12 protein-coding genes, 1 tRNA gene and 2 pseudogenes are annotated in these 12307 nt (G+C 52.3%); 9 read left to right on the forward strand and 6 right to left on the reverse strand.

Translation table 11 applies throughout. The features are described from left to right. Positions 1–101: 101 nt before the first annotated feature. From ilvC to Q9J79_RS07605, 6 genes and pseudogenes are all read right to left on the reverse strand, one after another. Complete coding sequence (gene ilvC, locus Q9J79_RS07580) at positions 102–1115, reverse strand: ketol-acid reductoisomerase (protein ID WP_127202576.1); 1014 nt, start codon at positions 1113–1115, stop codon at positions 102–104. A 79-nt stretch (positions 1116–1194) separates the two neighbouring features. Continuing rightward, positions 1195–1488: a putative quinol monooxygenase gene (locus Q9J79_RS07585; RefSeq protein WP_301911405.1), complete on the reverse strand. Its 294-nt coding sequence runs from the start codon at positions 1486–1488 to the stop codon at positions 1195–1197. A gap of 66 nt (positions 1489–1554) precedes the next feature. Beyond that, complete coding sequence (gene ilvN, locus Q9J79_RS07590; protein ID WP_002212817.1) at positions 1555–2046, reverse strand: acetolactate synthase small subunit; 492 nt, start codon at positions 2044–2046, stop codon at positions 1555–1557. A 10-nt stretch (positions 2047–2056) separates the two neighbouring features. Continuing rightward, positions 2057–3784 carry a biosynthetic-type acetolactate synthase large subunit gene (gene ilvB / locus Q9J79_RS07595; RefSeq protein ID WP_301911406.1) on the reverse strand — a complete coding sequence of 576 codons (1728 nt, stop codon included), beginning with the start codon at positions 3782–3784 and terminating at the stop codon, positions 2057–2059. A 421-nt stretch (positions 3785–4205) separates the two neighbouring features. Further along, positions 4206–4316: pseudogene (locus tag Q9J79_RS07600) on the reverse strand (IS5/IS1182 family transposase); the annotation flags it as partial. A 177-nt stretch (positions 4317–4493) separates the two neighbouring features. Continuing rightward, positions 4494–4578: transfer RNA gene (locus tag Q9J79_RS07605), tRNA-Leu, on the reverse strand. Between the two features lie 275 nt (positions 4579–4853). On the opposite strand from Q9J79_RS07605, the gene Q9J79_RS07610 reads away from it, so the two are divergent. From Q9J79_RS07610 to Q9J79_RS10455, 9 genes and pseudogenes are all read left to right on the forward strand, one after another. Further along, positions 4854–5507 carry an SCO family protein gene (locus tag Q9J79_RS07610; protein ID WP_301911407.1) on the forward strand — a complete coding sequence of 218 codons (654 nt, stop codon included), beginning with the start codon at positions 4854–4856 and terminating at the stop codon, positions 5505–5507. A 78-nt stretch (positions 5508–5585) separates the two neighbouring features. Beyond that, positions 5586–6242, forward strand: a complete 657-nt coding sequence (gene hisG, locus Q9J79_RS07615; RefSeq protein WP_301911436.1) for an ATP phosphoribosyltransferase — start codon at positions 5586–5588, stop codon at positions 6240–6242. Between the two features lie 49 nt (positions 6243–6291). Then, positions 6292–7044, forward strand: a complete 753-nt coding sequence (locus Q9J79_RS07620; RefSeq protein WP_304674825.1) for an endonuclease — start codon at positions 6292–6294, stop codon at positions 7042–7044. A gap of 68 nt (positions 7045–7112) precedes the next feature. Further along, positions 7113–8402 carry a histidinol dehydrogenase gene (gene hisD, locus Q9J79_RS07625; protein ID WP_301911409.1) on the forward strand — a complete coding sequence of 430 codons (1290 nt, stop codon included), beginning with the start codon at positions 7113–7115 and terminating at the stop codon, positions 8400–8402. Positions 8403–8447: 45 nt separating this feature from the next. After that, positions 8448–9545 (forward strand): histidinol-phosphate transaminase, encoded by a 1098-nt coding sequence (gene hisC, locus Q9J79_RS07630; protein WP_301911410.1) that lies wholly within the window; start codon positions 8448–8450, stop codon positions 9543–9545. Beyond that, positions 9542–10459, forward strand: coding sequence for an imidazoleglycerol-phosphate dehydratase HisB (gene hisB / locus Q9J79_RS07635; RefSeq protein WP_301911412.1), 918 nt, complete (start codon positions 9542–9544; stop codon positions 10457–10459). Before hisC ends, hisB begins: the two co-directional genes overlap by 4 nt. A 76-nt stretch (positions 10460–10535) precedes the next feature. Then, complete coding sequence (locus Q9J79_RS07640) at positions 10536–11405, forward strand: NAD(P)-dependent oxidoreductase (protein ID WP_301911414.1); 870 nt, start codon at positions 10536–10538, stop codon at positions 11403–11405. Positions 11406–11536: 131 nt separating this feature from the next. Further along, complete coding sequence (locus Q9J79_RS07645) at positions 11537–11968, forward strand: MarR family winged helix-turn-helix transcriptional regulator (RefSeq protein ID WP_301911415.1); 432 nt, start codon at positions 11537–11539, stop codon at positions 11966–11968. Between the two features lie 11 nt (positions 11969–11979). Beyond that, positions 11980–12282, forward strand: a pseudogene (locus Q9J79_RS10455) (ABC transporter six-transmembrane domain-containing protein); the annotation flags it as partial. Positions 12283–12307: the final 25 nt, after the last annotated feature.

The raw sequence follows: 12307 nt of genomic DNA on the forward strand, positions 1-12307 counted from the left end.
AAATTCATCCGCAACACAGATGCCGTCTGAACACGATGTTCAGACGGCATCCATATAAAAAACTGCCTACACAATGTGTAGGCAGTTCCGTTTGAAAACAATCAGTTTTTGTCTTGGTCAACCAATTTGTTGGCAGTAATCCAAGGCATCATAGCACGCAGTTGTGCGCCGACTTTTTCAACTTGGTGATCGGCATTCAGACGGCGGCGGGCAGTCATAGACGCGTAGTTGACGTTACCCTCTTGGATAAACATTTTCGCGTATTCGCCGGTTTGAATGCGTTTCAGGGCATTGCGCATGGCTTCTTTGCTGGAAGCATTGACCACTTCAGGACCGGTAACGTATTCGCCGTACTCCGCATTGTTGGAAATGGAGTAGTTCATGTTGGCAATACCGCCTTCGAAGATTAAGTCGACGATGAGCTTCATTTCGTGCAGACATTCGAAGTAAGCCATTTCAGGCGCGTAACCGGCTTCGGTCAGGGTTTCAAAACCTGCTTTAATCAACTCGACCACGCCGCCGCACAATACGGCTTGTTCGCCGAACAGATCGGTTTCGGTTTCTTCGCGGAAAGTGGTTTCAATCACACCGCCTTTGGTGCCGCCGTTGGCAGCCGCATAAGACAGGGCAATATCTTTGGCTTTGCCGGAATTGTCTTGGTAAACAGCAATCAGAGAAGGCACGCCGCCGCCGCGTTTGTATTCACTGCGTACGGTATGACCCGGGCCTTTGGGGGCAACCATAATCACGTCCAAGTCGGCACGCGGAACGATTTGGTTGTAGTGCACGTTGAAGCCGTGTGCAAATGCCAGCGTTGCGCCTTCTTTCAAATTGGCTGCAACTTCGGCGTGATAGACGGCAGGCATGGTTTCGTCAGGCAGCAGCAGCATAACGACATCGGCTTCTTTGGTCGCTTCAGCAACGGTTTTGACGACATGGCCGGCTGCTTCGGCTTTTTTCCAAGAAGAGCCGTGGCGCAGACCGATCACCACGTTTACACCCGAATCTTTCAGGTTGGCAGCATGGGCATGACCTTGCGAACCGTAACCGATGATGGCAACGGTTTTGCCTTTGATCAGGGACAGATCGGCATCTTTATCGTAATAGACTTGCATTTGATTTCCTTTAAGGTAAATGGTTGTCGAAGCCTTAAAATGTTGAGCGGCTTCGGACGGGTTAAACAGAGTGTGCCGCTTAAGCGGCAACTTCATTCATCAATACGATTTCCAACGCTTCGGTTTTGCCGTCGACGGACTGGATGAAAGCTTGGAAATGCGCGCTGGCGTTATGTTCGTCAATAGCTGCTTGGGATTTCCAATTTTCCACGAAAACAAAACGGTTCGGTTTGCCGATTTCCTGATGGAGATCGTAGCTGATGTTGCCCTCTTCTGCACGGCTGGCTTTGACCAATTCTTTAAACTGTGCTGCCAGTGTTTCCGTGTATTCCAGTTTGACGGTAACCAGTGCGACAATTTTAATGTTCGACATAAATCTCTCCTGCCGTTCGTTTTTCAGACGGCATTCAAATACCGTGCCGTCTGAAAGGTTACGGCGTTAAATTTTCAAAATACGCTCACCGCGACCGATGCCGGCCGCGCCTGTACGTACGGTTTCCAAAATTTGGGCGCGTCCGACCGTTTCCAAAAAGGAATCCAGCTTGTCTGTCGAGCCGGTAATTTCAATCGTATAGCTGCGGTCGGTTACGTCGATGATGCTGCCCCGGTAGATTTCGGTCAAGCGTAAAAATTCGTCGCGGTCTTTGCCGGCGGCACGGACTTTTACCAACATCAGTTCGCGTTCGACAAAACGGCTTTCGTTCAAATCGACCACTTTAATCACTTCAATCAATTTATTGAGTTGCTTGGTGATTTGTTCGATGACTTGCTCGTCGCCGTGGGTAACGATGGTCATACGGGACAGGGTTTTGTCTTCGGTCGGGGCTACTGCCAAGGAGTCGATGTTGTAGTCTCGAGCGGAGAAAAGACCGACCACGCGGCTCATCGCACCTGATTCGTTTTCAATCAGAACAGATAAGATATGTCGCATTTGCCTCTCCTTACGCCTTTCCGTCCGCACGCATATGCGGCGGAAGTACCATTTCGTCCAAACCTTTGCCGTTGCCGACCATGGGCATCACATTCTGTTTCTGGTCGGTCAGGAAGTCGATAAATACCAGCCTGTCTTTTTGGTTCAATGCTTCCAACAACGCACCTTCCACATCAGACTTCTTGTCCACGCGGATACCGATATGACCGTATGCCTCGGCAAGTTTGACGAAATCGGGCAAAGAATCGAAATAGGTTTCCGACTCTCGGCCGCCGTAATATATTTCCTGCCACTGGCGTACCATACCGAGATAACCGTTGTTCAGCGTAATGACGTTAACCGGAATCCGATATTGGAAACAGGTGGACAACTCTTGGATGTTCATCTGGATCGAGCCGTCGCCGGTAATACAGAATACGTCTTGATCCGGGGCAGCAAGTTTCGCACCAATCGCATAAGGCAGACCTACGCCCATCGTACCCAAACCGCCGGAATTGAGCCATTGGCGCGGACGTTCGAAAGGATAATATTGAGCCGCAAACATTTGATGCTGCCCTACATCCGATGTGATGATTGCCGAATTGCCGGTAATCTCGGCAAGCTTCTGAATCACATATTGGGGCTTGATAATTTCGCTGCCGTTGTCAAACCACAAGCAATCGCGGGAACGCCATTCCTCTATGGTTTTCCACCATTTGCCCAAAGCATCTTCAGACGGCATGGACTCTTGCTTTTGCCACAGCGCAACCATCTCGGACAAAACGTTTTTCACGTCGCCGACAATCGGAATGTCCACCTTCACGCGTTTGGCGATGCTGGAAGGGTCGACATCGATATGGATAACCTTCTTCGCCTTCTCGAAAAATTTGGACGGTACGGAAACCACACGGTCGTCAAAACGCGCACCTACGGCAAGAACGACATCCGCATTCTGCATGGCAAGGTTTGCCTCGTAAGTACCGTGCATACCGAGCATACCGAGGAATTGGCGGTCGCTGGAAGGATAAGCACCCAAGCCCATCAGCGTACCCGTGCACGGAGCACCCGTCATTCGGACAAATCGGGTCAGCTCTTCAGAAGCATTACCCAACACCACGCCGCCGCCAAAATAGACGACCGGACGTTTGGCAGATGCCAACATCTGCACGGCCTTTTTAATCTGACCGATATGCCCTTGAACAACTGGTTGATACGAACGGATAAAAATATCTTCCTGAGGATAGCTGAATTTCGCCATCGCCTGCGTAACATCTTTCGGGACATCAACCACCACGGGTCCCGGCCGGCCGCTTGCGGCAATTTGGAACGCCTTTTTAATGGTTTCCGCCAACTCATTGATATCCGTAACCAGGAAATTGTGTTTGACGCACGGACGGGTAATACCCACCGTATCAACTTCTTGGAACGCATCCGTACCAATCAGGGAATTGCCTACCTGTCCGCTGATGACCACCATCGGAATCGAATCCGTATAGGCAGTAGCAATACCGGTCAGCGCATTGGTAACGCCCGGGCCGGATGTAACCAATGCCACGCCCACCTTACCGCTGACGCGCGCATACGCATCTGCCGCGTGTACTGCCGCCTGCTCATGGCGGGTAAGAATGTGTTTGAATTTATTGAGTTGGAACAGGGCATCGTAGATTTCGATAACCGCACCGCCGGGATAACCGAAAACGTACTCGACACCTTCGGCTTTGAGACTCTGCACTATGATTTGTGCGCCTGATAACTGCATAACGACCTCTTTTATACGGTTTCAAACCAATAGGGACAAACCGCTTTGCCACAGCACCTGTAATGCAATTCCACCAAGCAGCGATTTAGGGTACGCGCATTGGAAGAACACGGCAACAGACGGATTATCCAATCAATTGGAAAGAAACACAGAGTTTGTGAAAAAGAGTAGAAACGATAACGCAAACCGACAGTTCAATCAAGAAAAATCTTTCATCTTTTAATATTTTTTGAAGATGGAGAGATTATTGATTGATTTTAAAAGAATAAAATCAGGAGTGCCTTTTTTTTGAAAGATGGGAATTGTTGACAGTTTGCATGAGGGAAGATGTGAAAAAACCCTTCTTCGGTATCAAGAATTTTAAAATTTACAGGGTTTCATCCCAATTAAAGACTCGGGATATTGATTGAACTTGATTTTATAGTGGATTAACTTTAAACCAGTACGGCGTTGCCTCGCCTTGCCGTACTATTTGTACTGCCTGCGGCTTCGTCGCCTTGTCCTGATTTAAATTTAATCCACTATATTTTTGATATATCAAAAATATTCCCAACCATACTTCCTGAAAATAGCTCATTGCACCGGACTGTATTGGGCGGCATTGACAGAACCAAGAGGGCTAACAACGACTTAAGATATTGATTGTATTTAGTCTCATCTATTCCAGTAAACAGCAATAGACAAAAAAATAACCGCTATAAAGCGGTTGTGGTGCCCAGGGTCGGACTCGAACCGACACACCTTGCGGCGGGGGATTTTGAGTCCCCTGCGTCTACCAATTTCGCCACCTGGGCTGGTGAAGAAGTCGCCATTATAATGGATTTTGAGATTCTGTAAACCTTTTTTTGAAATTATTTTATCTGTTTTTATTTTATTTTTGATTTTAAATAGAATTTTTATTATTTTAATCTTACTGTGCTTTCCGCTTCAAAGCATTCTGTATGATTCGGCAATTCCTGCCGTACGGACAATGTAAAAAATACTACATTAAATCTGCCAAACGCGTTAAGATGGAAATATTCAAATTCCGTACGAATCAGGTTTTTCTATTTATTCTTGGGAGATTGTCATGTTTTCTGTACCGCGTTCCTTTTTGCTGGGCGTTTTCGCACTTGCCTCGCTTGCCGCCTGCAAACCTCAAGACAACAGTGCGGCGCAAGCCGCTTCTTCAAGTGCATCCGCGCCGGCTGCGGAAAATGCGGCAAAACCGCAAACACGCGGTACGGATATGCGTAAGGAAGACATCGGCGGCGATTTCACGCTGACCGACGGCGAAGGCAAGCCTTTCAGCCTGAGCGATTTGAAAGGCAAGGTCGTGATTCTGTCTTTCGGCTATACGCACTGTCCCGATGTCTGCCCCACCGAGCTGCTGACTTATAGCGACACGTTGAAGCAGTTGGGCGGGCAGGCTAAGGACGTGAAGGTTGTGTTTGTGAGCATCGATCCGGAACGCGACACGCCTGAAATCATCGGCAAGTATGCCAAACAGTTCAATCCGGACTTTATCGGCCTGACGGCAACGGGCGACCAAAGCCTGCCAGTCATCAAGCAGCAATACCGCGTAGTTTCTGCCAAAGTCAATCAAAAAGAAGACAGCGAAAACTATTTGGTCGACCACTCTTCCGGTGCGTATCTCATCGACAAAAACGGGGAGGTTGCCATTTTCTCGCCTTACGGAAGCGAGCCGGAAACGATTGCCGCCGATGTAAGGACCCTGCTCTGATAAAACCGTATGCCGTCTGAACCGCCGATGCCTGTTCAGACGGCATTATTGTTTCAACCGACAAAGGACATCCACACCATGCAGGATAATGCTTTGACCATCGCCTTATCCAAGGGGCGCATTTTTGAGGAGACGCTGCCGCTGCTTGCCGCTGCCGGCATTGTTCCGACTGAAGAGCCTGAAAAATCGCGCAAGCTGATTATCGGGACGAACCATGAAAACATCCGCCTTGTCATTGTCCGCGCAACCGATGTGCCGACTTATGTCCGCTACGGCGCGGCGGACTTCGGCATTGCGGGCAAAGACGTGCTGATCGAACACGGCGGCACGGGGCTTTACCAACCTTTGGATTTGGAGATTGCCAAGTGCCGCATGATGGTTGCTGTGCGTAAAGGGTTTGATTACGAAGCCGCTTCGCAACCCGGATGCCGTCTGAAGATTGCCACGAAGTATCCTGAAATCGCGGCATCTCATTTTGCCGGCAAGGGTGTCCATGTGGACATTATCAAACTGTACGGCTCGATGGAACTTGCGCCGCTGGTCGGCTTGAGCGATGCGATTGTGGACTTGGTTTCGACGGGCAACACCTTGAAGGCAAACGGCTTGGAGGCAGTCGAACACATCGTCGACATTTCCAGCCGCCTGGTGGTCAACAAGGCTGCTTTGAAAACGAAATACGCGCTGCTCGAACCGATTATCCGTGCTTTTGAAAGCGCGGTCGGCGCGCAGGCGTAAACGTTTCAGACGACATTTCAGTTTTCGGAACATTATTTTGGAGAACAGAATGGATACGGCAAGCAAAGGCTTTTCCGAAGCCGCGCTGTCTGCATTGGGCAGCGGCGAAAACAATTTTTATGTGTACTGCCTGACCGATTTGAAAAAAGGCAAAGTGCTGTATATCGGTACGGGTTGCGGCAACCGCATTTTCGAGTTCGACCATTTCGACGCACCGACGGCAAAAGCGGTATCCAAGTGCCGTAAAAGCGGACGCTTTATCCTGAACAGCCATCTGACCGAAAACGAAGCGCGTGCGGCAGAACAGGCAGTGGTGGCGTTTGTCCGCAGCGTCGGCGGCAAAAAACTGAAAAACCACGCCGATGGTTCGGTTTGGGGCATCAGCGCGGAAGAGTGGGAACGCCGTTTCGGCTTTGAAGCCGTGCAGACGGACGCACTGAATCCCGACGGTTTGGTTTTGGCGGTCAAACTGCCCGATGCAGTCTCGCGCAACGAATCCGCCGAAACGCTCGCCGAACGCGCACGCGGTACTTGGACGGCAGCCAAAGACTTGATTAAAAAAGTGAAATATCTGGTCGGCATCGATACGGCTGCAAGCAATGCTGTCGTCTGCGCCTATGAAGTGGCAGGTTTTGAAACGGTGGAAACGGTCAAAAACGGCAAAACGCTGACGACGTACCGTTTTGCCTTCCTGCCAGAAACCGATGCGGCGGAAACTTTGGGATTGCGGCAAAAATCGCTGCCCGATTTGAAATTTGCCAACGGTTCGGACAAAACCTATATCCGCCCCAAAACCGTATAAATCAAACCGAAATGTTTTCCGAACTGCTTTCAGACGGCATTCGGAACAAATCACAAGGAGAACAAATCATGAAAAAACTCAACACATTATCTGAAAATTTCCAAGCCGGACTCAAAGCCCTGCTGGCTTTTGAAACCGCGCAAAACCCCGAAACCGAACGCATCGTTGCCGACATTTGCGCCGATGTGCAAAAGCGCGGCGATGCGGCTTTGATTGAATACACCAGCAAATTCGACTGGGCAAACGCTCAAAGCATCGATGATTTAATACTCACGCAAGCCGATTTGAAAGCCGCGTTCGAGCGCATTCCGAACAACGTTCAGACGGCATTGCAGACCGCCGCCCGCCGTGTCGAAAGCTACCACCAACGCCAAAAAATGGAATCGTGGAGCTACACCGATGAAGACGGCACGCTGCTGGGACAACAAATCACACCGCTTGACCGCGTCGGCATTTACGTCCCCGGCGGCAAGGCGGCGTATCCGAGTTCCGTCATCATGAACGCCATGCCCGCCCACGTCGCAGGTGTGAAAGAAATCATCATGGTCGTGCCGACACCGAAAGGCGAACGCAACGACATCGTACTTGCCGCCGCATACGTCGCCGGCGTAACCAAAGTCTTCACCGTCGGCGGCGCGCAGGCGGTTGCCGCCCTCGCCTACGGCACGGAAACCATCCCCCAAGTCGATAAAATCACCGGTCCGGGCAACGCCTTCGTCGCCGCCGCCAAACGCCGCGTGTTCGGCGTGGTCGGCATCGACATGGTGGCGGGACCGTCTGAAATCCTGGTCATCGCCGACGGCACGACACCCGCCGATTGGGTGGCGATGGATTTGTTCAGCCAAGCCGAACACGACGAAATTGCCCAAGCCATCCTCATCGGCACGTCGCAAGCGTATCTCGACGAAGTAGAAGCCGCCATGAACCGCCTGATCGAAACTATGCCGCGCCGCGACATCATCGAAGCCTCGCTCGGCAACAGGGGCGCGATGATACTCGCCAAAGACTTGGACGAAGCCTGCGAAATCGCCAACTACATTTCCCCCGAACACTTGGAACTGTCAGTCGAAAATCCGCAGGAATGGGCGAAAAAAATCCGCCACGCCGGTGCGATTTTCATGGGACGCTACACCGGCGAAAGCCTCGGCGACTACTGCGCCGGCCCAAACCATGTGTTGCCCACCAGCCGCACCGCCCGCTTTTCCTCGCCTTTGGGGACATATGATTTCCAAAAACGCTCCAGCCTGATTCAGGTTTCGGAACACGGCGCGCAAAAATTAGGCGAAACCGCCAGCGTGCTGGCACACGGCGAAAGCCTGACCGCCCACGCCCGCGCGGCAGAGTTCCGTATGAAATAATGCCGGAACGGCGTACAGGCATATTCCAACCATTAAGGAAACACGATGAAATCCGTCCGCTCCTTCATCCGCGACGACATCCTCGCCATGTCCGCATACAAAATCACCGATGTCCCGTCGGATTTTGCCAAACTCGATTCGATGGAAAGTCCCGTCCACCCTTTTGCCGGACATGAAACGCTGTTGCAGGAATGGCAGGCACGGCTTGCCGCCGCGCCCATCCATCTTTACCCCAATCCCTCCGGCAGCGGTTTACAGGAAGCATTGCGTTCGGCGTTCGACATTCCCGAGTCCGCCGACATCGCGCTGGGCAACGGCTCGGACGAGCTGATACAGTTCATCACGATGCTGACCGCCAAACCGGGCGCGGCAATGTTGGCGGTCGAACCCGGTTTCGTCATGTACCGCCACAACGCCGCCCTTTACGGTATGGATTATGTCGGCGTTCCATTGAACGGAGATTTCACCCTCAACCTGCCCGCCGTCCTCGAAGCCGTCAGGAAGCACCGCCCTGCCCTGACCTTTATCGCCTATCCGAACAACCCGACCGGCGTATGCTACGCGCGCGACGAAGTCGAAGCCGTCATCGAGGCCTCAGACGGCATCGTCGTCGTCGATGAAGCCTACGGCGCATTCAACGGCGACAGCTTCCTGCCTCAGGCAGGCAGGATTCCCAACCTGATAGTCTTACGCACCCTCAGCAAAATCGGTTTTGCCGGACTGCGTATCGGTTATGCGGCAGGCTGTCCCGAAGTCATCGGCGAACTGCAAAAAATCCTGCCGCCCTACAATATGAACCAACTGAGCCTGACCACCGCCAAACTCGCCCTGCAACACTACGGCATCATCTCTGCCAACATCGACAGCCTGAAAAACGAACGCGAACGGATGTTCGCCGAATTGGGCAAAATATGCCGTCTGAACGCCTTTCCAAGTCAGGCAAACTTCATTACCATACGCGTACCCGATGCCGATTTGTTGTTTGACACGTTCAAACAAAACCGCATCCTCATCAAAAAACTGCACGGCGCACACCCGCTTTTGAAACACTGCCTGCGTATTACCGTAGGCAGCCCCGCACAAAACGATGCCGTTCTCAACGTCATCCGCCAACTTTACTGCCAACCAACGGATTTCCTATGAATTTGACTAAAACACAACGCCAACTGCACAACTTCCTGACCCTAGTCCAAGAAGCAGGTTCACTGCCCAAGCTCGCCAAACTCTGCGGCTACCGCACCCCCGTCGCACTCTACAAACTCAAACAACGCCTTGAAGAGCAGGCAGAAGACCCCGACGCGCGCGGCATCCGTCCCAGCCTGATGGCAAAACTCGAAAAACACACCGGCAAACCCAAAGGCTGGCTCGACAGAAAACACCACGAACGCACTGTCCCCGAAACCGCCGCAGAAAGCACCGGAACTGCCGAAACCCAAATTGCCGAAACCGCATCTGCTGCCGGCTGCCGCGCCGTTACCGTCAACCGCCATACCTGCGAAACCCAAATCACCGTCTCCATCAACCTCGACGGCAGCGGCAAAGCCAAACTCGACACCGGCGTACCCTTCCTCGAACACATGATCGACCAAATCGCCCGCCACGGCATGATCGACATCAACATCAGCTGCAAAGGCGACCTGCATATCGACGACCACCACACCGTCGAAGACATCGGCATCACACTCGGACAGGCAATCAGGCAGGCACTCGGCGACAAAAAAGGCATCCGCCGTTACGGACACGCCTACGTCCCACTCGACGAAGCCCTCAGCCGCGTCGTCATCGACCTTTCCGGCCGCCCCGGACTCGTGTACAACATCGAATTTACCCGCGCACTAATCGGACGTTTCGATGTCGATTTGTTTGAAGAATTTTTCCACGGCATCGTCAACCACAGTATGATGACCCTGCACATCGACAACCTCAGCGGCAAAAACGCCCACCATCAGGCGGAAACCGTATTCAAAGCCTTCGGGCGTGCCCTGCGTATGGCAGTCGAACATGACCCGCGCATGGCAGGACAGACCCCCTCGACCAAAGGCACGCTGAGCGCATAACACCCAAAAACAGGCCGTCTGAAGCGCAGGAAGCCTTCAGACGGCATCAAAGCACCCATAACAAAGGAGAAACACTATGTTCGCAGAAACATACGCACAAATCGGCTGGATAGGCTTAGGGCAAATGGGCCTGCCTATGGTAACGCGCCTTTTGGACGGCGGTATCGGAGTCGGCGTATACAACCGCTCGCCCGGCAAAGCCGCCACCTTAGTTGAAAAAGGCGCAAAAGTTTACGGCAGCACCGCCGAACTCGTCCGCGACTATCCCGTCATTTTCCTGATGGTTTCCGACTATGCCGCCGTGTGCGACATCCTGAACGGAGTCCGCGACGGATTGTCCGGCAAAATCATCGTCAATATGAGCACCATCTCCCCGACCGAAAACCTCGCCGTCAAAGCACTTGTCGAAGCCGCAGGCGGACAGTTTGCCGAAGCACCCGTTTCCGGATCGGTCGGACCCGCCACCAACGGCACGCTGCTGATTCTGTTCGGCGGCAGCGAAGCCGTTTTAAACCCGCTGCAAAAAATATTTTCCCTCGTCGGCAAAAAAACCTTCCACTTCGGCGAAGTGGGCAAAGGCTCGGGCGCGAAACTCGTCTTGAACTCGCTCTTAGGCATTTTCGGCGAAGCGTACAGCGAAGCGATGCTGATGGCGCGGCAGTTCGGCATCGATACCGACACCATCGTCGAAGCCATCGGCGGCTCGGCAATGGACTCGCCCATGTTCCAAACCAAAAAATCCCTGTGGGCAAACCGCGAATTCCCGCCCGCCTTCGCCCTCAAACACGCCTCCAAAGACCTCAACCTCGCCGTCAAAGAGCTTGAACAGGCAGGCAACACCCTGCCCGCCGTCAAAACCGTTGCTGCCAGCTACCGCAAAGCAGTCGAAGCCGGCTACGGCGAACAGGACGTTTCCGGCGTTTACCTGAAATTGGCAGAACACTGATTGCCTTTTCCAAACACAATGCCGTCTGAAGCCCGAAAGCGTTTCAGACGGCATTTTTATCGCCCCACGCTTGAAATCAGTCCCGATTATGACTATAGTCCGCACAAATTTAGTCAATATCAAGACCAATTATGAACCGACTCGACCAACTTGGAACCCGTATCAACCTGATTTGCAATGTCTTCGACAAATGGATCGGGCAGCAGGATCTGAATTACAACCTCTTTGCCGTACTTTATACCCTGGCAACCGAAGGCAGCCGTACGCAAAAGCATATCGGCGAAGAGTGGAGTCTGCCCAAACAGACCGTTTCAGGCGTATGCAAAACCCTTGCCGGACAAGGGTTGATCGAATGGCAGGGAGGCGAACAGGACAGGCGCGAACGGTTGCTGTCGCTGACCGAAAAAGGCAAAGCCCATGCCTCACCTTTAATAGAAAGCGCACAGGAATTCAGCGACAAAGTATTTGCCACATTCGGCGACAAGCGCACAACTCGGCTGTTTGCCGATTTGGATGCACTGGCGGAAGTGATGGAAAAAACAATCTCGGAAAATAAAAAATAGAGGGAACAAATATGTGGAAAATGTTGAAACACATAGCCCAAACCCACCGCAAGCGACTGATTGGCACGTTTTCCCTGGTCGGACTGGAAAACCTTTTGATGCTGGTGTATCCAGTGTTTGGCGGTTGGGCAATTAATGCCGTAATTGCGGGGAAGGTGTGGCAGGCGTTGCTGTACGCTTTGGTTGTGCTTTTGATGTGGCTGGTCGGTGCGGCGCGGCGGATTGCCGATACGCGCACGTTTACGCAGATTTATACCGAAATCGCCGTGCCAGTTGTGTTGGAACAGCGGCAGCGGCAAGTCCCGCATTCAGCAATATAGTGGATTAAATTTAAACCAG

Origin of the sequence: Neisseria viridiae (assembly GCF_962747995.1) — a bacterium.
Lineage (GTDB): Bacteria > Pseudomonadota > Gammaproteobacteria > Burkholderiales > Neisseriaceae > Neisseria > Neisseria viridiae.